The organism is Aliikangiella marina (assembly GCF_007004765.1).
Classification (GTDB): Bacteria; Pseudomonadota; Gammaproteobacteria; order Enterobacterales; family Kangiellaceae; genus Aliikangiella; species Aliikangiella marina.
Window position 1 is genome coordinate 17,795 of sequence record NZ_VIKR01000006.1, and the last position, 23,255, is coordinate 41,049.

The 23,255-nt window shown below is 41.9% G+C and carries 19 protein-coding genes; 12 read left to right on the forward strand and 7 right to left on the reverse strand.

What is annotated here, in order from left to right; genetic code table 11:
• Nucleotides 1-18: 18 nt before the first annotated feature.
• The 5 genes from FLL45_RS19690 to FLL45_RS19710 all read right to left on the reverse strand — a co-directional run bounded on the left by FLL45_RS19690 (nt 19) and on the right by FLL45_RS19710 (nt 5,660).
• Nucleotides 19-1,293 carry a type II secretion system F family protein gene (locus FLL45_RS19690; protein WP_142943779.1) on the reverse strand — a complete coding sequence of 425 codons (1,275 nt, stop codon included), beginning with the start codon at nt 1,291-1,293 and terminating at the stop codon, nt 19-21.
• 34 nt (nt 1,294-1,327) lie between these two features.
• Nucleotides 1,328-3,040, reverse strand: coding sequence for a type IV-A pilus assembly ATPase PilB (gene pilB, locus FLL45_RS19695; RefSeq protein ID WP_142943780.1), 1,713 nt, complete (start codon nt 3,038-3,040; stop codon nt 1,328-1,330).
• Nucleotides 3,041-3,295: 255 nt separating this feature from the next.
• Nucleotides 3,296-3,739 (reverse strand): pilin, encoded by a 444-nt coding sequence (locus FLL45_RS19700; protein WP_142943781.1) that lies wholly within the window; start codon nt 3,737-3,739, stop codon nt 3,296-3,298.
• A gap of 393 nt (nt 3,740-4,132) precedes the next feature.
• On the reverse strand, nt 4,133-5,005 hold the full coding sequence (gene nadC, locus FLL45_RS19705) for a carboxylating nicotinate-nucleotide diphosphorylase (RefSeq protein ID WP_142943782.1): 873 nt from the start codon (nt 5,003-5,005) through the stop codon (nt 4,133-4,135).
• Between the two features lie 49 nt (nt 5,006-5,054).
• Entirely contained in the window at nt 5,055-5,660 is a 606-nt protein-coding gene (locus tag FLL45_RS19710) for a retropepsin-like aspartic protease family protein (protein ID WP_210247246.1), read from the reverse strand.
• A 351-nt stretch (nt 5,661-6,011) separates the two neighbouring features.
• Between FLL45_RS19710 and FLL45_RS19715 the strand changes: the two genes are divergently transcribed.
• The 6 genes from FLL45_RS19715 (at nt 6,012) to lpdA (ending at nt 16,278) form a co-directional block, all read left to right on the forward strand.
• Nucleotides 6,012-8,342, forward strand: coding sequence for a DUF1631 domain-containing protein (locus FLL45_RS19715; RefSeq protein WP_142943783.1), 2,331 nt, complete (start codon nt 6,012-6,014; stop codon nt 8,340-8,342).
• A gap of 129 nt (nt 8,343-8,471) precedes the next feature.
• Complete coding sequence (gene ampD, locus FLL45_RS19720; protein WP_142943784.1) at nt 8,472-9,020, forward strand: 1,6-anhydro-N-acetylmuramyl-L-alanine amidase AmpD; 549 nt, start codon at nt 8,472-8,474, stop codon at nt 9,018-9,020.
• Between the two features lie 95 nt (nt 9,021-9,115).
• Nucleotides 9,116-9,973: a regulatory signaling modulator protein AmpE gene (gene ampE / locus FLL45_RS19725; RefSeq protein ID WP_142943785.1), complete on the forward strand. Its 858-nt coding sequence runs from the start codon at nt 9,116-9,118 to the stop codon at nt 9,971-9,973.
• Between the two features lie 444 nt (nt 9,974-10,417).
• Entirely contained in the window at nt 10,418-13,093 is a 2,676-nt protein-coding gene (gene aceE, locus FLL45_RS19730) for a pyruvate dehydrogenase (acetyl-transferring), homodimeric type (RefSeq protein WP_142943786.1), read from the forward strand.
• A 14-nt stretch (nt 13,094-13,107) separates the two neighbouring features.
• Nucleotides 13,108-14,766, forward strand: a complete 1,659-nt coding sequence (gene aceF, locus FLL45_RS19735) for a dihydrolipoyllysine-residue acetyltransferase (protein WP_142943787.1) — start codon at nt 13,108-13,110, stop codon at nt 14,764-14,766.
• A 90-nt stretch (nt 14,767-14,856) separates the two neighbouring features.
• Nucleotides 14,857-16,278, forward strand: a complete 1,422-nt coding sequence (gene lpdA / locus FLL45_RS19740) for a dihydrolipoyl dehydrogenase (protein ID WP_142943788.1) — start codon at nt 14,857-14,859, stop codon at nt 16,276-16,278.
• 70 nt (nt 16,279-16,348) lie between these two features.
• On the opposite strand, the gene FLL45_RS19745 is transcribed toward lpdA, so the two are convergent.
• The gene (locus FLL45_RS19745) at nt 16,349-17,101 is read right to left on the reverse strand and encodes a hypothetical protein (protein WP_142943789.1); all 753 of its coding nucleotides are present in this window, start codon (nt 17,099-17,101) and stop codon (nt 16,349-16,351) included.
• A 202-nt stretch (nt 17,102-17,303) separates the two neighbouring features.
• On the opposite strand from FLL45_RS19745, the gene FLL45_RS19750 reads away from it, so the two are divergent.
• Entirely contained in the window at nt 17,304-18,413 is a 1,110-nt protein-coding gene (locus tag FLL45_RS19750; RefSeq protein WP_142943790.1) for a polysaccharide deacetylase family protein, read from the forward strand.
• 127 nt (nt 18,414-18,540) lie between these two features.
• On the forward strand, nt 18,541-19,416 hold the full coding sequence (gene htpX / locus FLL45_RS19755) for a protease HtpX (protein WP_142943791.1): 876 nt from the start codon (nt 18,541-18,543) through the stop codon (nt 19,414-19,416).
• A gap of 79 nt (nt 19,417-19,495) precedes the next feature.
• Here the strand turns inward: htpX and FLL45_RS19760 are convergent, their stop codons facing one another.
• Nucleotides 19,496-19,621 carry a DUF3149 domain-containing protein gene (locus tag FLL45_RS19760; protein ID WP_142943792.1) on the reverse strand — a complete coding sequence of 42 codons (126 nt, stop codon included), beginning with the start codon at nt 19,619-19,621 and terminating at the stop codon, nt 19,496-19,498.
• A gap of 197 nt (nt 19,622-19,818) precedes the next feature.
• Between FLL45_RS19760 and FLL45_RS19765 the strand changes: the two genes are divergently transcribed.
• The 4 genes from FLL45_RS19765 to FLL45_RS19780 all read left to right on the forward strand — a co-directional run bounded on the left by FLL45_RS19765 (nt 19,819) and on the right by FLL45_RS19780 (nt 23,179).
• Entirely contained in the window at nt 19,819-20,307 is a 489-nt protein-coding gene (locus FLL45_RS19765) for a c-type cytochrome (RefSeq protein WP_142943793.1), read from the forward strand.
• 19 nt (nt 20,308-20,326) lie between these two features.
• Nucleotides 20,327-21,010 (forward strand): cytochrome b/b6 domain-containing protein, encoded by a 684-nt coding sequence (locus FLL45_RS19770; RefSeq protein ID WP_142943794.1) that lies wholly within the window; start codon nt 20,327-20,329, stop codon nt 21,008-21,010.
• A 109-nt stretch (nt 21,011-21,119) separates the two neighbouring features.
• Entirely contained in the window at nt 21,120-21,923 is an 804-nt protein-coding gene (locus FLL45_RS19775) for an MFS transporter (RefSeq protein WP_142943795.1), read from the forward strand.
• A 65-nt stretch (nt 21,924-21,988) separates the two neighbouring features.
• The gene (locus tag FLL45_RS19780) at nt 21,989-23,179 is read left to right on the forward strand and encodes an MFS transporter (RefSeq protein ID WP_142943796.1); all 1,191 of its coding nucleotides are present in this window, start codon (nt 21,989-21,991) and stop codon (nt 23,177-23,179) included.
• Nucleotides 23,180-23,255 lie beyond the last annotated feature (76 nt).

Sequence of the window (23,255 nt, forward strand, 5' to 3'; positions counted from 1 at the left end):
TTGGAATTATTATTAATTTTATACCACTTGACCTAGTTGGAAAATTGGTAAATACATCGCAACAATTAATCCACCAACAAGGACGCCCAGAACGGCCATGATCATTGGTTCCATTAGTGCACTGAGCCCGTCTACAGCATCGTCGACTTCTTGCTCGTAAATATCAGCGATTTTTGTCAGCATAGCATCAATAGAGCCTGACTCTTCACCAATGGCTACCATTTGTACTACCATATTTGGGAAAATCCCGGTTGATTGCATCGCGAGGTTCATTTGCATACCGGTTGTAACATCATCTCTGATTTTAAAAATTGCGTCTCGATACAATGCGTTCCCAGAGGCCCCTGCGGCAGAATCTAATGCCTCTACCAGTGGTACACCAGCAGCGAAGGTCGTTGATAAGGTTCTTGCAAAACGAGCGACGGCGGCTTTATGTAAAATTATGCCAATAACTGGGAATTTGAGTAACGCTTTATCTTGACCGTCTCTAAGGCCTTTAGAAGCTTGGTAGGCTTTTTTGTAGGCGAAAATCGCGGCAATAATCCCGATTAAGAACATCCACCATTTAGCCTGCATAAACTCGGAAATTCCGATAACAAATAACGTAAATGCTGGTAAGTCCGCACCAAACCCGGCAAAAATGTCTTGAAATTGAGGAACAACTTTAACGAGTAGTATCGAAGTTACGATGACGGCGATTACGATAACGGCAATAGGGTAGGTTAATGCTTTTTTGATTTTCGATTTTAAGGCTTCGGTTTTCTCTTTGTATGTTGCAATTCTGTCTAACATGCCTTCGAGGGCACCGGATTGCTCGCCCGCGTCTACTAAGTCGCAGAACAAATCATCAAAATATTTGGGCTGTTTTCTAAGAGAGTCAGCCATCGTATTACCAGCCTCGATGTCAGCCTTAATACCCAAGAGTAAGTCCTGTACGGAAGGTTTTTCGTGACCACGACCAATTATGTCGAAAGATTGAACCAGGGGTACACCGGCTTTCATCATGGTGGCGATCTGTCGGGAGAACATCGCGATATCTTTAGAATCGATTGGTTTCCCTTTGCTTCCACCAAATAGTGGCTGAGACTGTTTGTTGACTTTTATAGGACTGATGCCTTGTTTGCGCAACTGCGCTTTAACAATGGCTGGCGTCTCGGCAAGCATTTCGCCTTTAACTTTTTGCCCTTTTTTATCGGCACCTTCCCAAGAGTAACTAAACTGCTTGGGGGCTTTCGCGGCTTTTCCCCGCTTGCGGCCCGTTGCTCGATCTTTTTTTAAAGCTTCTACTGCCATAACTAAATCCTTTCCAACTTTTGCCTTTTAGCTATTAGTGTTGTGTGACACGACTGACTTCTTCGAGGGACGTTACTCCTTGCATAACTTTTAATAGGGCTGACCGGTGAAGGTCATTTACACCTTCTTTCTTGGCCTGATCACCAATATCGATGGCATTTCCGCCTTCCATAATAATGCGACCCATTTCCTCAGAAATTTTCATTACCTGGTATACACCAACTCGGCCTTTATACCCATTAGTACAGCTGTCACAACCAACTGGTTCGAAAACCTCAAATGTACCAAGTTCTTCCTTTTTAAAACCTGCTTCAATTAACACTTCTTCAGGTAAGTTGACAGGTTCTTTGCATTTTTCACATAATCGCCTTGCAAGACGCTGTGCAATGACCAAATTAACGCTAGTGGCGATGTTAAACGGAGCAACGCCCATATTGACCATACGTGTTAATGTTTCTGGTGCGCTGTTTGTGTGAAGTGTTGATAATACTAAGTGACCTGTTTGCGCCGCCTTTATCGCGATTTCCGCTGTTTCAAGGTCACGAATCTCGCCCACGAGAACGATATCAGGATCTTGACGAAGGAATGCTCTCAATGCTGACGCGAAAGTTAAGCCCGCTTTAGGGTTAACATTGACCTGGTTAACACCGGCTAAATTAATCTCTACGGGATCCTCTGCGGTAGAAATATTCCGTTCAGGCGTGTTGATGATATTAACCCCGGTATAAAGCGATACGGTTTTACCACTACCTGTTGGTCCTGTCACTAACACCATGCCTTGCGGTTTATGGATAGCCTCCATAAACAGATCTTTTTGCTCTGGTTCATAACCTAAAACGTCGATCCCAAGTTGGGCACTAGTGGGATCTAATATACGCATTACAATTTTTTCGCCGAAAAGAGTCGGTAGCGTACTAACACGAAAGTCGATAGCTTTGTTTTTGGATAACTTAAGTTTGATACGTCCATCTTGAGGTTGCCTTTTTTCGGAAATATCGAGTTTTGACATAACCTTCAGTCTCGCTGCAATCCGAGTTGACAGCGACGTTGGGGGAGCGGCAACCTCTGATAGAATTCCGTCGATTCTAAATCTTACTCGATAATTCTTCTCATAAGGCTCAAAATGTAAGTCCGAGGCGCCTTTTTTTATTGCATCAAGCAGTATTTTATTCACAAAACGAACAATCGGCGCATCATCTGCACCTGTTTCTCCGTCATCTTCTTCGGCATCATCATCAATGGTTTCGAGATCTAAATCATCAAACCCATCTTCGAGATCGCCCAATTCCTCGCTTTCTTTTTCTTCTATAATCGCGTCGATAAATCTAGTCAGCTTGGATTCTTCTACGATGATCGCTTCTGTTGTCAAGCCCGAATTAAACTTAAACTCGTCTAGGGCAGTCAGGTTAGTTGGATCTGAAACAGCGACGTAAAGACGCTTTCCTCTCTTGAACAGTGGAATGGCGTGATGTTTCGAAATAAGTTTTTCATTGATTAAGGCTGAAGCGAGTTGCTCTTTATCCATCGAGTCTAAATCGAATAAAGGCACCCCAAATTCAGAGGAGGCTGCTTTTGCGACTGAAAGTGAATCGACGATATTTTGGCCAACCACGTAGGCGACAAAATTTTGTTTAGCACTTTGCGCTTGACTAACTGCGTCTAAAGCGTCTGCTTCATTCATTAATCCGTCTTGAATTAACCTGCGAGCTAATCCACTTAAAACGATATTAGATTGCGGAGCCGACATAAAATGTATCTAACGTTTTATAGGTTGAAATTTATTGTATTGAGTATAATTGGAAAACGAAGAAAAGCCAATTTTGTTTTTTAAAAACAATAGGATATCTGGTAAATTTGAGAAGTCACTTGCAATCACTCAAATAACTACACGTTGCAGAACGATTAGATTAATGGTTAGGAACCCGGTAATTGATTGTTAAATTATAAAAAAGCACAAAAAAGCCGAGCTAAGCTCGGCTTTTTTTTATATCGCATATTAACACTAGTTACGGCAGTTCGCAGGAACATACTTGTAACGAGTAGTATCACCACCGATAGCACACTGCCAAGAAACAGAACCTGTGTTAACGGTTGGCGTTAAAGTGATTGATTGGTTGTCCATTGAAGGGTTACCACCGAGAGTAGCGTTGTACAATACAGTGATTACACCGCCAGCGCCAACAGTAACAGAAGTGACAGAAGCACCGCTGATGTTAGCTGGAGCTTCAAGACCAGCACCTGCGTTGTCAGTTGGAAGAGAGCCTGTAGAAGCATTAGTTTCAGTAACAGCTACTTTTGCGCCAGCCGCTAGTGATAGACCTTCAGTTACTTTGGAACGAATTGTGTAGTCTTGGTAAGCTGGAAGTGCGATTGCTGCCAAAATACCGATGATTGCAACAACAATCATTAATTCAATCAAAGTAAAACCAGATTGTACTTTCTTCATTTGAAATACCTCTATATAAGTTAGGAGTAGTTATAAATTTTCGCTTCTCTAGATAAAGTAGTCAGTTTACTAGAAAACGCAAGAAATCATTCTTGATGAGGTATCTGCAATAGCGGTGCCAACTTTATACATTCAGTGAGATAAAGACGTTGAGTCAAGCCTAATGGTATTGAGTTTTAAGTCACTTTACCTATACTAAACAACAAGTTAGCTGTTTCTTGTCGGCAGGAATTTGTTTAAGTTTTTTCTCAAATAATGTATCGATTTGTGCTCTGGTCGTCATCGACGGCTTTAACGTTAGGTAAAACTGACAATTTACGTCACCATTGAGCGTAATCTTTGACACAAATTGTTACTTGGTGACAAAAGTTGTAACTGTATACCGATTTTTGCTCAGTCGATGTTAATTCTGAGCGACAAGTCTAGTGCTTGGATATGTTTCGTCAATGCTCCGACTGAAATAAAATCGACGCCCGTTTCAGCGATAGTCCTAATGTTATCAAGCGATAAATTACCAGAGGCTTCTAACTTTGAGCGGCTAGGATGGTCGTTTCTTATTGCTACTGCTTCTCTTAGCGCATTTAAATCGAAATTATCCAGCATGATAACTTGTGCTTTGCCGTCGAGCGCTTGTTTAAGTTCGTCGAGGTTCTCAACTTCAATCTCTAAAAGCTTATCCGGTGCTTGTTTAATCGCGGTAGCGAGTGCTTGCTTGATTCCACCGCAGGCCATAATGTGATTTTCTTTGATTAAAAAGGCATCGAATAGACCAATCCGATGGTTTTCACCACCACCACATCTTACCGCATATTTCTGACCAAAACGCATCCCTGGCAGCGTTTTGCGAGTATCAAGTAATTTACAGTTAGTAGTTGCGATTTGTGCCGAGTACTGTTGGGTCACGGTTGCGGTCGCAGACAAAGTCTGCAGAAAATTCATTGCGCTTCTTTCTCCAGTGAGGATAGCGCGAGCGTTACCGTTTAGAGTGCAAAGCGTGGACCCTGCTTTAAACGCTTGTCCATCTTCAAACGCCCACTTGACTTCGATGTCGTTATCGAGAACTTCAAAGACCTTGTTAAACCAAGCTTTGCCACATAAAACACCATCATCTCGACTAATTAGTGTTGCGTGGGCCCGGTTTTTCTCGGGTATTAAGCTAGCGGTCAAATCAATGCCATGTTTACCGCCTAAGTCTTCATGAATTGCATTAATACAGCTTTGGTTTATTTCTCGGTCTAAATAGGCTTGATAGGGTAGATTGTTCAAGTGATATCGTCATACTGATTGAAAGAGGCGCCCATTTTAGCAGTTAAAATTATTGCTTCAAGATTAGCTGGTTACCTTTTTGGCTGAACTCTAAGTGTTTAAGCACACTCATTCCGAGCAAAATTTCATTGCCTTCCATATTCGGAACAATCGAGGCCTTAACATTATTCATTCGTATATTTCCGATTGCCAAGCTGTCCAATTCGGTCGAATAGGCGCGGGTGGTTCCATTTGCTGTTTGTACGAGCTTTGAACGTCCAGAGATTAACCCGAGTTGTTTTTGCATAGCGCCAGGTACCGCAACTTCGGTTGCTCCCGTATCCACCAAGAATGTCACTTCCTGGTTATTAATTTTTCCGTTGAAGATATAATGTCCCCAACGATTTCTGGTTAAAGAGACGGTTGAATTTCCGTCTTGGTAGCTATTCGAGATATCTTGATTTGGATTGTATTGCGCTTCTTCCCAATCTGCGAAAATCCAAGTCAATAAGCCGAGCCCCAGCACCCAGGCAATAATAATCATCTTAGTGCCAATAGTATCGGTGCCAGGAGGCTCAGACTCAGGAGGCTCAGACTCAGGAGGCCTTTCCTCAGGTAATTGATCGTTTTGCATATCGGTTGTGATATTAGTCTTTGATAACTTAGTTATTACCATAACTCTTAATTTTATGACAAGTGAATGTTGGTATTAGTTTTTGAGATACATATATTTTTATTATTATCTCGATTTTGAAATTGAGAATAGATAATTTATTTGGTTTCATTGCGTCGATAAATCCTTGATTTGCGCATATACTTAGTAAGATTTAATTCGCTTTTGAGATACTTGATGACCCCGCATGAAATCAGGTCAAGCGAATTCGTTTTTATTGCGTACTGGTTCACGAATTAGGTGCGACGTCATATTACCACCGGCAATATTGCACTATATTGAAAGTCCCAGTAGTCAGTTTTGAGTCATCGTGTGCTCAAATCTTATCTTTTGTGATTCAAAGAGGTAAGCGTTGTGGGTAAGAAAAGCCACATTTTAGATTTTTCATCTAAAGCAAATGGTGATCAGCAAAAAGGTAGTCAACCTTTGCCCGTTTTAGTGCAAGAGGCGCGAGATGTATGCCTCAAAGATCTCGATAAAAATCTTCGAAAAATGTTTGAGCAAGCTGATGATTACTTGTTCGATATGTCTGATAGCGGTTATAACAATACGCATTTTGATGCGATGAGATTGTTGCGCCTAAAGAAAGACAGTTTAATCCGAAACTTCCAAGCGGAGTTAAAGAATAGTTTTGCTGAAAACTTAGGCTCGGATATTCATCAACAAGAAGCCTCGCTGGGTGATATGTCGTTTGAAAATATCGCGCTAGTCGAAGAAAGCGATCTTGAAGAAGGAATTGCCATTGATGGCATGATTAAAAAAGCGCGAGGCGTCAATGTTGATGCGCTCGAAAAAATTCGAACACGATTGGACACATTGATTGCCAGTCAAACGGTGACTAAAGAAAATAATCCGTTTGAACCAGCATTTGTCTGCTCAAGTTTTAAAAAGGCCTCACTCTCACTTGATATCGACATTGAATCATTATTAGTAATCTACAAGCTATTTGAGAGAGTCGTTCTGTCAGAGCTGACCCTCACCTATCAAAATGTTAACCAATTTTTTATTGATAAAGGTGTGTTACCTGAACTTAAGATTAAAAGTCATCAATCGGCCTATAAAAATACCAACTCAACGGCTTATCAACCTGAGCAAACGTTATCACCAATCGATGAAATCTTAGAGTCGAATGCGGTCAATTCACAACCCCAAGGTGCTGTGAACGCGGAAGGGGATAAAGTTATCGGATTGATGCAAAGTTTGCTTGCGCAGAGTCGAGTAGGCGGAGCTGGAAATACTGCTCAACTTTCTTCTGGTGTTGTCCAACAAATTGAGACGCCGCAATTGATGTCAGCATTGACCGATATTCAAAGTTCAGCAGCTTCTGCAGGTAATAGCAATGCCAACATTGTTATGGATGTGCGGAGTCTGATTGGTGACCAACTTGGAACTGAACGTGCAAAGATTCAAAACGGTGCGCTAGGCCAGTTTAATGAGGACATGATCGATATTGTATCGATGTTGTTCGATTTTATACTTGACGATAAAAATGTTCACTCGGAAATTAAATCGATAATCGCTCGGCTTCAGATACCCATGTTGAAAGTTGGTTTAGTGGACCGCAGCTTTTTTTCCAACAAAAAACATTCAGCAAGAATCTTACTGAATGAAATAGCACGCGCCGGTATTTCGTGGGATCCGAGTGATAAAAACGCTCAGCAGATGTTGGAGAAAATCGAGTCGATTTGCGATGAAATCACTGAAAACTTCAAGGACGACGTTTCGATTTTTAATCTCCTGCTCAATGATTTTGAGGCATTTAGAGCGACAATACAGCGGCGTGCCGATATTTTTGAACGGAGAACGAAAGAGGCCGAAGAAGGAAAAGCCAAAGCTGAGAGTGCTAGGGCAGTTGTTAACAGAACGCTAGAAAAAATTTGCATAGATAGGCATGTTCCCGAAGCCGCAAGAGACATTCTTAAGAACGTTTGGGTGAACGTGCTTTTCCTAGAACGACTAAAGGATACCAAAGATGGCTGGGAGAAAGCATGTCAAGTCGCTAAGCTTTTAATTTGGACGGTTCAGCCAGTAGCAAGTGCTCAAGGACTTGAAAAGTTAGTTAGCAGAATCCCTGTATTGGTTAAAAATTTGCGAAAAGGATTTGATGTTATTTCTCTCTCTCCAATTGATGGCACTAGAATGCTTGAAGAATTAGAGACGACACATCGAGAGATCATCAAAAAAGCGCAAGAGAAAATTGAGAACGAGAAACAAGAAGATATTCTTCGGTTACAACCTGCACCAATGATTCCCGATAGTCATCCCGCTGAAATTTCAGGTGATGAAAAGGATAGTGAAGCGGATGCTGAAAAAATTGAAATGATTGAAATCCATGACATTGGATTTGCTCCTGAACTGACCGGCCAAGTTGAAGTCAATAAATTACCAGTTGCTGAGCTGACGCCGGAGAGTCTGCAAGCTGTTGAACGCCTCAGCGCAGGCCAATGGGTAGAACTAGAAATTGATTCTGAGTTTCATCGATGTAAACTTGCAGCGAAGATTTCTTCTTCGAATAAATTTATCTTTGTAAATCGAAGTGGTATCAAAATGGCTGAGTTTCAAGCTGAAGCGCTAGCTGGCGAGTATCAGGTCGGTAGACTTAAAATTTTAGATGAAGAAGCTTTGTTTGACCGAGCGCTTGAGTCGGTAATTTCTAATCTAAGGGCGATGAAGTCAGAAGTATAACTCACCGTTCACTTTAGTTTCTCGACTAACGATACTCAGCCACTTATTTGAAACGATAACAACTAGTTTTGAGTCGATCTTGCTGTTAATCTATCGATATTATTCTCTTATAAATATGTTAGTGCTTCGATGATCAAAGACGGTTGGATTACTTCCGCTAAAAAACAACTGAGTCAACATTTTAATGAGCGGCCAGCGAACAAAGCAGTTTCGCTGTTGGTGATCCATAATATTAGCTTGCCGCCTGGCGAATTTGGAAACCAATATGTCGAAGATTTCTTTTGCGATAAGTTAGACTGCGACTTACATCCCTATTTTGAATCCATAAAAGAACTGCGAGTTTCATCTCACCTGTTTATTAAGCGCGATGGTCAACTTATCCAGTTTGTCGATCTCAATAAAAGGGCTTGGCATGCAGGGGAATCGAGTTTTAACGGTCAAATCAACTGCAATGACTTTTCTGTCGGTATAGAGCTTGAAGGCACTGATGATTTAGCTTACACCGATGCACAATATGAGGCCTTAACTCAAGTTACCAAGGAATTGATGGACTATTTTCCATACTTGACCCTCGATAATATTGTAGGTCACTGTCATATAGCCCCCGAACGGAAATCCGATCCCGGTGAGAGCTTCGATTGGCAGCGCTTTCGAGATGATTTGTTAAACTTGAGTTAAATCACTTCCGACCAGGCTCCAAGAGTCTGTTTTTTCTATGAAAATCGGGTATTATCGAATTTTAGAATAAGAACATTGCCTGAAAGGATTGAACAATGACCCTGATAACTGTCTTGTTGGTCATCGCTGCAGAATTCTACTTTAAGTGGGGCGCTGAATATCGTCGTTTCGATTGGTTTGATTCACTCCATGTAAAACTTGCCGACAGCTTGGGTGACAAACCCCTTTATCAAGACTGGGGCGGTGTCATGCTGATTTTGTTATTGCCGCTAATAATACTCTCAGTTGCGCTGTCTTTAGTCCCGGATTTTGTCTATGGACTGGTTTTCTTTTTCGTGAGCTGTGCTGTGTTGTTTCTATGTATGGGGCCCAAACCACTATCCGAGACGTTTGCTGAATATTTTATCGCAATGGAACGTGGAGACGCTGAAGCCGCATTCCTAAATTTACAATCTGAGAAAGTGATTGATGATATTCCCGAAGGCGACGATGTCGTTCGCAACGCGACGAGAGCGATACTCATTGAAAGTCAAACACGATATTTTGGGGTAATTTTTTGGTTTATTTTTCTTGGTCCTTACGGTGCTTTATTTTATCGGTTGTCTCATTATTATCGGCAAGTTTGTCGTCATGAGCAAAATGAAGATCATATCGAATTAGTCGAACGGTTACTCCATATTTTGGATTGGGCGCCTTCGAGGATAACCAGCATGTTGTTCTTATTGACCGGAGATTTTGTCAGTGGATTCTATCGGGTGAAAGATTATCTCGTTGATTTCACCGCAGACAATCGCCATTTAATTACGGAAACAGGAATCGCTGCTTTGGGCGTTGATATGCACAGTACCAATGATGACTTTAAAGAAAATAGAGACGCCATTGCGATGGTTAACAGGACCGTGATTATGTATTTGGTGGTTGTGGCCGCTTTGAGCCCGCTCGCGTTCTGGTAGTTTCTATCTGCTTCAAACTCCCCTCAAACTTGATATTGGATGTTTTCAGTCAATCGAAGACAGATCGAGTGATTTTTATGTTTAGGCTACCTAAGTAAAATTCAAGAGAAATATCTCGCGATATCGCTTAAGCCATTCTGGTCAGATGAGTGCCTAGTTCAGAATTGTCGGGGAATTGCATAATGGTTAGGTAGCCTAAATATTGAAAAGTGTTTTGTTTAGTGATAGTTTGCCTCTCGATTTACCCAATTCAATAACCAAAAACGACACTTAACCGTGATGAACAGATTATTTAGCTAGGCAAATATTATTGATTTGACTAGAAACGAATTTGAATGACCGGTCGAATCCCCGGCAATCTGTCATCCAGCTGCTATACTTTTAGCGCTTGCATCAGCGCGTTAAAGCAATTAAACGTCAAAACAAATTCCAAAGAGGAATCTTATGGTTGATAAACAACAAGATATCGATCCAATCGAAACTCAAGAATGGCTAGACGCGTTAGACGCGGTTCTTGAAGAAGAAGGAACCGAAAGAGCACATTTTTTACTTGAACGACTGATAGATATGGCGCGTCGTTCGGGTGCCCACTTACCTTATAGCGCAACAACGGCCTATTTGAATACCATACCGACCGCAAAAGAAGCGCGCATTCCTGGCGACCAAGAGATGGAGCAGCGGTTGCGCTCGATAATCCGTTGGAATGCCATTGCATTGGTGTTGCAGGCGAGTAAAAAGAATCAAGAGTTAGGCGGGCATTTATCGAGCTTTGCATCGTCGGCGACACTTTATGATGTTGGCTTCAACCATTTTTTCCACGGTGCTAATGAGCAAAGAGAAGGCGATCTTATCTACTACCAAGGTCACTCGTCGCCTGGAATCTACGCAAGGGCTTACCTGGAAGGGCGGTTAACTGAAGAACAGTTATCGAATTTTAGACAAGAAGTTGACGGTAAAGGGCTATCTTCTTATCCGCATCCTTGGTTGATGCCTGATTTCTGGCAATTTCCTACTGTATCAATGGGGCTTGGACCAATTCAAGCAATTTACCAAGCTCGTTTTTTAAAATACTTAAAAGACCGCGAGCTGTCTGACACGACTGGCCGTAAAGTATGGGCGTTTATGGGCGACGGTGAAATGGATGAACCCGAATCGCTTGGAGCAATATCCCTTGCAGGAAGAGAGAAACTAGATAACTTAATTTTCGTCATCAACTGTAATCTCCAGCGTCTCGATGGCCCAGTTCGGGGTAATGGAAAAATTATTCAAGAACTTGAAGGGGATTTCCGCGGATCGGGTTGGAATGTGATCAAAGTCATTTGGGGACGCTACTGGGATCCACTGATTGCTCGCGATGTCGACGGTAAACTACTCAAAGTGATGGAGGAAACCGTCGATGGCGAATATCAGAACTACAAATCCAAAGGTGGTAAATTTACCCGAGATTATTTCTTTGGCAAAGATCCCGATTTGTTGGAAATGGTTGCCAATATGTCAGACTCAGATATCTGGCGACTCAATCGCGGCGGTCATGATCCAACCAAAGTTTACGCAGCTTATCACGCAGCTGTTCACCACAAAGATCAGCCAACGGTTATTTTGGCTAAGACCGTAAAAGGTTATGGTATGGGGGAAAGTGGTGAAGGGAAGAATATTTCACACCAAGTGAAAAAAATGAACTTGGAAGCGTTAAAGCAGTTCCGCGATCGTTTTAACATGCCGATTAGTGATGACAAACTTGAAGAAACACCATTTTATCACCCAGGAGAAGACAGCCCAGAAATTAAATACCTCAAAGAGAGACGTGCGGCACTTGGTGGCTATTTACCTGCTCGTCGCACGCAGTCTGAAAGTTTGACAGTTCCTCCCTTAAAAGCCTTCAGTGCAATTACTGGCGGCTCAAACGGACGTGAAATTTCGACAACCATGGCATTCGTCAGAATACTCAATGTCCTCATTAAAGATAAAGAAATAGGTCAGCGGATCGTGCCAATCATTCCGGATGAAGCGCGCACTTTTGGCATGGAAGGGATGTTCCGTCAGGTTGGCATTTACTCGTCTGTAGGCCAACTTTATGAACCGGTCGACTCTGATCAGGTAATGTATTATCGGGAAGATAAGAAAGGCCAAATTTTAGAAGAAGGGATCAACGAAGCAGGCGCTATGTCATCATGGATCGCGGCTGCAACGAGCTATTCGAGTAATAACTTACCGATGATACCTTTTTATATTTATTACTCTATGTTCGGCTTTCAACGTATCGGCGATTTAGCTTGGGCCGCCGGTGATATGCAAGCGCGAGGATTTTTGATCGGTGCCACTTTTGGACGGACTACGCTCAATGGTGAAGGTCTGCAACATCAAGACGGTCATTCGCACATTTTAGCGGGAACTATACCTAACTGTGTGAGTTATGAGCCGACATTTAGTTACGAACTTGCTCTCATCGTACGAGACGGAATGCGTCGTATGTACGAAGACCAAGAGAATGTTTTTTACTACATCACCACGCTCAACGAAAACTATGTTCACGAAGAAATGCCCAAAGATTGCGAAGAGGGCATTATCAAGGGCATGTATTTGCTAAAAGAAAGTAAGAAGTCAAAAGCAAAAAAACAGCCACCGAGAGTACAATTACTGGGTAGTGGTGCCATTTTGCATGAGGTGATTGCCGCGGCCGAATTGCTTGAAAAAGACTTTAAGGTGAATGCAGATATCTGGAGTGTGACAAGTTTCAATGAACTGGCTAGAGACGGACAAGCGGCCACTCGTGAGAATCTACTCAATCCAGAAGCGAAAAAGCCCGCGATCAGTTATGTTGAACAGTGTTTAACTGGACATGACGGACCGGTAATTGCGTCCACAGATTCTATGAAGTCGTATGCGGACCAAATACGAGCATTTATTCCTGGAAATTATAGCGTACTCGGGACCGACGGTTTTGGACGAAGCGATAGTCGTGAGAACTTGCGAAGATTCTTTGAGGTTGACCGTCATTTTGTCGCCATCGCTGCGTTGAAAGCGCTTGCTGACGAAGGAGCAATCAGCACGAAAGAAGTCAGTAAAGCCATTAAGCTTTACAACATTGACATTAACAAACCTAACCCACTATTCAGTTAACCGGGAGATTGAACATGAGTAATTTAACTCCAGTCAATGTCCCTGATATCGGGGATGTTAGTGATGTCGATATCATCGAAGTTTTAGTGTCGGTAGGCGACACCATTGAAAAAGAAGACTCGCTTATCACTTTAGAGACTGATAAAGCGACAATGGATGTACCGTCGAGTGAAGCCGGTATTGTGAAAGCCGTTCATGTGAATGTCGGTGATAAAGTATCGCAAGGGGATTTAATTCTAGAAATTGAAGCGAGTAATTCTGCCGCAGATTCTGCGCCCACGACACCTGCAGCAGAGCCTGAACCAAAAGCAGAACCGGCTCCTGCGGCGAGTGCCTCACCTGAACCTTCTGCTGAGACTGCGGAGCCACAACCCAATGAATCATCTGAACAGGATTTAACGGTTCCCGACATTGGTGATGCGTCCGACGTAGACGTTATTGAAGTATTAATCAGTGAAGGCGATCAAGTCGAAAAAGACCAAGGGTTGATTGTACTTGAAACTGATAAAGCAACCATGGAAGTTCCCGCGTCAGAGGCCGGTTCAATCATATCGGTATCGGTGAAAGTTGGTGATAAAGTTTCACAAGGGGATGTCATCGGGCGGATTAAGTCGCAAGGAGCGCAAACGACTGTACTGCAGGCTGCGGCCTCTCAGGCTAAGAGTAGCACCCCGGCGCCATCAGCACCCGCACAAACCTCAAGTGCGCAGACTAGAAAGGCGCCGGTACCCGATCATCCGCAGATGAAAAAGAAAGCTTCTGGCGGTGTTGTTCATGCTAGCCCAGCAGTGAGGCGATTTGCGCGCGAATTAGGGGCGGATCTCACTAAGGTTAATGGTTCGGGACCGAAAGGAAGAATTCTCAAAGATGATGTTCAGAATTTTATAAAGTTTGAACTATCACGTCCAAAAGCAACGGCTTCCACCGGCGCTTTTGCGATGCCTGAAATGCCAGCAGTTGATCACGAAAAATGGGGGAGTATAACGAGTGAGCCCTTGTCGCGAATCCAAAAAATCAGCAGCGTCAACTTGCATCGAAATTGGATCACAATTCCGCATGTAACTCAACATGAAGATGCCGATATTACAGAACTCGATGCATTCAGGAAATCTTTGAAAGAAGAAGCGATGAAAGATGGTGTCAGATTGACCCCGCTTGCTTTTATCATGAAGGGTTTAGTCCACACGCTGAAAGCATTTCCGAAGTTTAATGCTTCATTGGCCAACGATGGGGAAAATTTGATTGTTAAGGATTATTACCATATCGGGGTGGCGGTTGAAACCCCTAATGGGCTTACCGTTCCAGTCATTCGTGACGTTGACAAAAAAGGGATTTATGAGATTGCAACCGACCTTGCCGAGACTAGCGCTAAGGCCAGAGAAATGAAATTATCGGCAGATGATATGCAGGGAAGCAGTTTTACGATATCTTCTTTGGGTGGAATAGGTGGTACTGCCTTCACGCCTATTGTAAAATGGCCGGATGTTGCCATTCTTGGTTTGTCACGTAACAAGATGCAACCCGTTTGGAATGGCAAAGAATTTGTTCCTCGACTAATGTTACCTATGTCTTTGTCCTATGATCACCGTGTTATCGATGGTGCTGACGCGGCTCGATTTGTAGTGCATCTAGGTCAAACTTTAGCGGACATTAGACGAGTTTTATTGAAATAATTGTTGGTCGAAAATTGACCAAAAACGACACTAGTAAATTAGCTGGCCTCTTTTGCGAGGCCAGTTTTAAATCAAAAAGGTGAAATCATTATGAGTAATGACATCCAAGCACAAGTAGTAGTCATCGGTGCTGGTCCCGGCGGATATACAGCTGCTTTTCGCGCTGCTGATCTCGGTTTAAACGTTGTATTGGTTGAGAAGTACTCAACCCTGGGTGGTGTATGTTTGAATGTTGGTTGTATTCCATCAAAAGCATTGTTGCATGCCGCTAAGGTCATTGATGAAGCAAGTAGCATGTCTGCTCATGGGGTTTCATTTGGCAAGCCAGAAATTGATATTGATAAAATTCGCGACTACAAAGATGGCGTAGTTGGCCAACTCACTAAGGGCCTTGCCGGTATGGCAAAAATGCGCAAAGTGAAGGTTGTCCAAGGCGTTGCAAAATTCACCGGTCCAAACTCACTCGCTATTGAAGGGAACGACTCAGTTAAATCAATCAACTTTGAAAACTGTATTATTGCGGCCGGTTCGCGAGTTGTTCAGTTACCATTCTTGCCTGAAGATGATCGAATTGTTGATTCAACCGGCGCTCTTGAGCTGAAAGGTATTCCAGAAAAAATGCTGGTCATTGGTGGCGGAATCATCGGTCTCGAAATGGCCACGGTTTATCGCGCGTTAGGCGCTCAAATCGATATCGTTGAAATGTTTGACCAACTTATTCCTGCTGCCGATGCAGATGTAATCAAGCCATTCCATCGATTTATTAGTAAGCAATACAACTCAATTATGCTTGAAACCAGTGTGACTAAGGTTGAAGCAAAGGATGATGGCTTATATGTGACTTTTGAAGGTAAAAATGCCCCTAAAGAGCCACAAAAATACGACCGCATTCTTTCAGCGGTCGGTCGTCGTCCAAATGGAGATTTAGTTGACGCACAAAAAGCCGGTGTAAATGTCGACGAGCGAGGCTTTATCGCTGTGGATAAACATCTTCGAACGAATGTACCACACATCTACGCCATCGGTGATTTAGTCGGGCAGCCGATGTTAGCGCATAAAGCGACTCATGAAGCACATGTTGCTGCAGAAGTAATCGCCGGTAAGAAACATGCTTTCGAACCACAATGTATCCCGAGTGTCGCCTACACAGACCCTGAAATTGCTTGGGTTGGAGTAACAGAAAAAGAAGCGAAACAAAAAGGAATTGACTACGGTGTTGGTACTTTCCCTTGGGCAGCAAGTGGTCGAGCAATTGGTGCTGGTCGCACTGAAGGGTTTGCAAAAACCATCTATGACAAGTCAAATAACCGCATCATCGGTGCAGCGGTAATCGGTGTTAATGCTGGTGAATTAATTGGCGAAGCTGGGTTAGCGATTGAAATGGGTTGCGACGCGGAAGATATCGCATTGACAGTCCATGCCCATCCGACATTGTCTGAGTCGCTAGCATTTTCTGCTGAGGCTTATGAAGGAACTTGTACTGACCTACCACCAGCGAGAAAGAAAAAGTAAAATTATTCTTTGGTAGCAACGAAAAACGGCGCTCAATTAGCGCCGTTTTTTATATTTGATATTTAGCTAACTACCTTGAGCTGTACTCTTCCCAAGGATCAATATCAAGATAGTTGATTATTTGCGATGTGTTTTTGTTAATAGCGACCACAATCGTTTCACCTGTGCTGGCCTGCAGCTTTAGTAGTAAAGTATTTTCTGCATCATACGTTTTTCGAAACTCTTCTAAAATGGGATGATTAGCGTCCTTCGGATTAAAGCGTTCAAGTTCAAGCGATTTAGCCGCTATTTGGTCCATATAGTCTTTCAATGGATAATGTCGTTCAGGTAGTTTTTTAAATTGTACTCCGTTAAACAAAAAATCTTGTCTTTCTTGATCATTTTGTGCTGGCAGGGCGTAGGTTAGATAGATTGGCCCAGCTTTTTGTTTAATCAGTCTATCTTGATTAATATTTTCTAAAACACCATCCGAAGCGAGCACTGTTTCAAACCTGTCGACAACAAAGGTAAAAAGAACTGGACGTTGTTGATAAATAATAAGCCCACCATATAAGAGCGCAGCCAGTTGCAACCCGCCGATGATGCTCAAGTCTAACTTTAAGCTCTTTTTGCCCGGTTTAAAAATGATAAAGGTAAGAATTGGACCGAGAACTGCATCAACGGGAATAAGTATTTGTAATCCCTGCCAGACGTTCTCAATCTTAAAAAGCGGCCCTGGATACCAGAGATTTTTAAGTAACAATAGGAAGACTAATATAACCGCGACGCTAATTAAAAGGTGAATTGTTGTCGCTTTGGTTTTAGCAATAAGTAAACGCTTCATTGTGAATCAAGTTTTGATTTATATATTGAGTGACGTCGATATTTTTTGATTTTAGCTGGCGAATAATATTTAATCAAATGTGTGACGCTTGAATCAAATATATGAAAATAGCAATCTAAAAAGCTACGAAAGGACGAGTTAGAGGCTGGATGATTATTCGAAATAATCAGTGACTAAGTTTAAGGAAGTTAAGGCGCTATTTATGAATCTATTAAAGGCAGAAAAAGTAAATGTGAGTAAAATTATGGGCATTAAGATTATACTATTGATCCTTTTTAGCTTTATTATTACTTGCCATATGCCTGTAAAGGCGGCAGTGATTTTACAGTACCACCATATCGATTTAACAACGCCCCGATCAACGAGCACATCTCCTGAGCGGTTTTCTCAGCACATGAATTACTTAGCGGAAAACCAGTTCAATGTCGTTTCATTGGAAACCTTTCTTTCAGCACTTACTACGCAAGAGTCATTACCGCCAAAGTCTGTGGTAATAACCTTTGATGATGGTTACAAATCAATTTATGAAAACGCCTACCCGGTGCTGAAGGAAAAAGGGTTCCCTTTTACTGTATTTATTAATACTCAACCGTTAGCTGATAATTTGAGTCAGTTTATGAGTTGGGAGGAAATAATTGAGTTAACTCAAAATAAGGGGTTAATTGCTAATCATTCAGTGACACATCCTCATTTGATTAGACGGTTGCAAGATGAATCTTTTTCTGCTTGGCGCGAAAGAGTGACAAATGAGGTACTTAAAAGTCAGAAACTGATTGAATCAAAGGTAATAAAAACTGTAAGGGCGTTTGCGTATCCCTATGGGGAATTTAATCTGGAAGTAAAGAAAATATTGAAAGGGGTGGGCTTCTGGGCATTTGGTCAACAATCTGGCGCAGCCTCAATGAATGTTGATCCACAAGCAATCCCTCGCTTCCCATTTGGCGGAAACTACGGTGCAATGAACGACTTTATTCTTAAGGTGAATAGCTTACCCATGCCTGTCACTCGAGTCGAGCTAGTAGACGAGAAAGGTAATCAACTCAACGACCACCAGTTGCCACCGGACGTTGACAGGCCTAAGATGCGGCTCGAATTATCGGATGACGCTTTAAATGTAAGTTGCTTTGGTCCCGGAGGTGCACTTGAAATACAAAGCTCGCCCAAAGGCAACTGGTTTGTTTTAAAACAAGATTTAAAACCGGGAAGGAGCCGATTTAACTGCACTGCACCTTCATCTAAAAAAGGCCAATTTTACTGGTTTTCTCAACCCTTCATTAAACCTAACCCTGATGGCAGTTGGTATAGCGAATAAATATAAAAATTGTTACATCTCAAACGAAATACAATATTGGATTTAAACGTATTTACCACAATCTAGTCTGCTGGTGTATTGCATTTAGGCCTTAGTCATTCGACGAAAGTGTAGAGGTTAAATTTAAATGAAAAGAGTTGCTTTATTCATTGCTACCAATTTGGCTATTGTCGTAGTTCTTGGATTGGTTTTAAGCTTTCTTGGTCCCGCATTGGGTTTAGATCGAGGAAGTTACGGCGGCTTGTTACTGTTTGCTGCGGTTTTTGGGTTCGGTGGCGCGTTTATATCCTTATGGATGTCTAAGTTTATCGCGAAGCGCTCGGTTGGTGCTCAAGTGATTCAAGCACCGCAAAGTCATACCGAAAAGTGGTTAGTCGACACTGTTGCCAGACAAGCCAAAGCGGCTGGTATCGGCATGCCTGAAGTTGCGGTTTATCAGTCTCTTGAAATGAATGCGTTTGCAACCGGAGCAAGTAAAAATAATTCATTGGTAGCGGTGAGTACGGGTCTTCTGCAACAAATGGATAAACGCGAAGTCGAAGCCGTTTTGGCACATGAAGTTTCGCACATAGCGAATGGGGATATGGTGACGCTGACCTTAATTCAAGGCGTCGTCAATACCTTTGTAATCTTCTTGGCGCGGGCTATCGCCGGGATTATCAATAATGCGTTGAGAGGCAACAGTAACCAAGGTAGTGGGGCAGGCGGATTTGCTTACTATGGTATCGTGATTGTTTTAGAAATCATCTTTGGTATTTTAGCGAGCGTTATCGTGATGTGGTTCTCTCGCCAAAGAGAATACCGTGCCGACGCTGGCGCTGCTTATCTTGAGGGAAAAGACGCGATGATTGCTGCATTAAACCGGTTGAGAAATAATCATGAATCACAACTGGAAGGTTCAATGGTCGCGTTTGGAATATCTGGCAAGAAAGCGATGAGCGAACTCTTTTTGAGCCATCCGCCGCTAGAGAAAAGGATTTCTGCACTGCAAAAAAGTGCTTAGGTAATGTCTGTCAGTTTAGCGGAGCAATAGGCAACTTTTTAAGTTGCCTATTGCATCGTTTCGATCCTAAACCTGTTGGTTATTCAGTGTGAGTCTTTTTGAAAAATAATCTGATAAAATAACCAGCCATTGCAATCACTAAAAATATCACTGCAAAGCTTAAGATACCTTCTGGGCTTGTGAATAATTGTCGCATTAATTCCATCTGTAGTTCCTCTCTTAGTTGAGATAATGCCAGTCTAAAGGTAAATCTTTTGAACACGGTGATCTGAATCAATTTAGTGCTGACTAATATAAGCAGGTGCTTTTGAATATATTTGCTCACATCTTTTGCTTGTGCATCGAACTAAGAATGTTTAGAGTTTTGGCATAACTCAACTGGCCAAAATGGAGTAAGTAAAAGTGAAATTAACAATCAGAAAGACAATGGCTTCACTAGCTGTCGCTGCAACGGTTTTAGTAAGCGGAGGATTGCAAGCAGAGGAAAAGTACCCATTTAAGAATGAAATAGAAGCGAGAAAGCACTTTATGCAGGTAACTCGATTTAACCTTTCGGTCTTAGGGGCGATGGTCAAGGGAAACCGAGAGTACAATGCTGAGCTAGCTGCGGCGGCTGCCAACAATATGCATGCTTTAGCGAAGATGGATAATTCATTGATGTGGCCTAAAGGATCGGATAATGCTGTTGATGGCTTGAAAGCTCACACCGATGCTTTACCTGACGCTTGGTCTGATTTTGACGGTTATATGGAAAAGCACAAAGCTTGGTTAGACGCGACTAAAAACCTAGCTGCCAGCGCAGGTAAAAGTAAAGATGATTTAAGAAAAACGCTCGGTGCCGTTGGTAAATCATGCAAAGGCTGCCACGATGACTTTAAACAACAAAAATAACCATTTGATGTAAATTGATATGAAACAAAGCTCGCCAGAGACCTTGCAAATGGTGCTAGTATGGGATTGGCCCATTCGATTGTTCCATTGGTTGCTTGTCGCAAATTTAGTATTTCTTATCACGACGGGCAATGTTGGCGGCGACTGGATTATTTGGCATATTCGGTCCGCTTATATATTAAGTGGACTGATTTTGTTTCGAATTTTATGGGGCGTTTTCGGTAGCTATTATGCTCGATTTCATCAATTTGTTGTTTCTCCTTTTAAGTCGTTTAGTCATTTAATGAGCTTAATCAAAGGTAATCCTTCTAAACATTACGGTCACAATCCCGCCGGTGCAGTAATGGTTATCGTTTTATTGGTTGCCTTGCTTAGTCAGTTTCTGGCGGGTACGGTTATTTCAGATGACATCATGTGGTACGGGCCGTTTTACAGTTGGGTATCAGAGTCTCTTTCATCGTTGGGTACCCGAATTCATTATCAAATGGAAATCGTACTAATCGTATTAGCCGCGGTTCATATCCTCGCAGTGATGTATCACCAATTTGTTTTAAAGGAAAAGCTTGTCCAAGCCATGCTGCATGGTAAGAAAGAGAAAGAAGCGAATGAACCTAGAACGGTTTCATTTAATCCGATCGTCCTGATAGTCATTGTCTTATTCTGTGTTGCTTGGGTCGTTTGGCTTTGGTCCTTACCTGTTTGATCAATAAACCCATAGATTCGGTTTATATTCATTCTAGTGATTCAATATAAGCTGAAAATGGGCGAGGGTGGTATACTCTGTAAACTCACTCAAGCTCATTCGATTTCAAATGATTCCTCGTCACTGGAAAACTAAACAAGCTTTCCTAATCGTTACAACAATACTTATGGCGCTAACCTTTTCCGGTTGGATGGCTATGCTCAATAATTTTGTGGTTGAAGAAGCTGCGTTTACGGGGCGCGAAATCGGGATTCTTCAGAGCTTGCGAGAGGTTCCTGGTTTTCTCGCGTTTACAGCTGTGTTTATATTGCTGGTAATGAAAGAGCAAACGCTTGCATTAGTGTCACTGTGCCTCGTATCTATCGGCGTTGCAATTACCGGACTGTTCCCTTTTGAATACGGTTTGTATGCGACAACCGTTTTGATGTCGATTGGGTTTCACTATTTTGAGACGGTAAACACCTCGTTGACGCTGCAATGGGTCGAAAAAAGTGAAACCCCTACGTTTATGGGGAAAATTATCTCCGTCAAGTCAATGGTTTCCTTAGTAGCCTACGGAATGATTTGGTTGTTCTTTAGCATTTTTTTGCTCGACTTTTCCACCGCTTACCTGGTCATAGGTGGGTTGGGGTTCGTTCTCTTTCTGTGGTTATGGTTAGCTTTTCCACAGTTTGAGTCGCCAGTCGAGCAACATCGGAAATTAATACTACGAAAACGCTACTGGCTTTATTATCTGCTCACTTTTTTTAGTGGGGCAAGGCACCAGATATTTATGGTTTTTGTCTTCTATTCAAAAATTTCCAACTACTCCAAGGTTTGGAGTATTCAAAATCGTTTAAAATACTTTATAAATCAGTTAGATAACTATACTAAGCCTTCTTCACACTCTTTACAACAAGTAGCTTTTTTGTAAAGGATAAGGTTTCATACTCAATTCCATGCCTAATAGAGACCACCTAAACTTTAAAATACCAAGCTATGATCACTTTCGAACGTAACAAAGAAACCTTTTTATTAATCTCGGCATTTATCATGCCGCTGATTTTTTCTGTTTGGATGGTTTTATTAAACAATTTCGTTGTCGAAAAAGCAAACTTCACAGGCAAAGAAATTGGCTTTTTACAGAGCATACGGGAAATACCAGGTTTCCTAGCTTTCACTGCAATCTATTTACTTCTATTTATCAAAGAGCAAAGTTTAGCGATTTTATCTTTGTTGATAACATGCATTGGCGTTGCGTTAACGGGCATGTTTCCAACTGAGTACGGTCTGTATTTGACGACTTTGGTTATGTCTATAGGATTTCATTATTTCGAAACGGTTAATCAATCATTAACACTTCAGTGGATAGATAAAGGAAAAACCGCTCATTTCTTAGGACAGCTTTTATCTGTTAGATCAGTAGCCTCATTATTAGCTTATAGCGCTATTTGGTGGATGATGTCGGTTGATAATTGGGAGTTTAAAGATGTGTATTTATTTTGGGGAATTGTTGCTGCTATTTTTACATTGTTTTTGTTTTTAGCATTCCCTGAATTTGAACAACCTCATGAACAGAAAAAATCACTGATTCTTCGCAAAAGATATTGGCTTTTTTATGCGTTGACATTTTTTAGTGGTGCTCGACGGCAAATATTTATTGTTTTCGCCGGTTTCTTAATGGTTCAAAAATTTGGTTATTCTGTTGCTGACGTAAGCACCTTGTTTATTATTAATTACGTATTCAATTGGGCCTTTGCCGCAAAAATAGGTAAGTGGGTTGGTCGAGTAGGAGAGCGTAAAGCACTTACTTTTGAATATGTTGGATTGATAATTTTGTTTATTGCTTATGGACTAGTTGAAAATTCTACTGTTGCGGCAGCGCTTTATGTGATCGATCACCTTTTGTTTTCGCTTGCGATTGCGATCAAAACTTATTTTCAGAAGATTGCTGACGAGAAAGATATAGCTTCTACCGCGGGAGTGAGTTTTACAATCAACCATGTTGCAGCCGTTGTTATTCCCGCGGCGTTAGGTTTTATCTGGCTTATCTCTCATAGTGTCGTTTTTTTTATTGGTGCTAGCTTTGCGTTGTGTTCACTTTTATTAGCTTTTTTGATTCCGGCTAAACCTGATGTTGGCAATGAAGTTGATTTTGCAATAGCCAAAATTCTTCCGCGCACCAAATAAGAATTAAATTAAAAGAAAAAGACTCAAATAATTTATTTTGATTTAATTTTATTTGCTTAACGCTATAGTTTTTTGA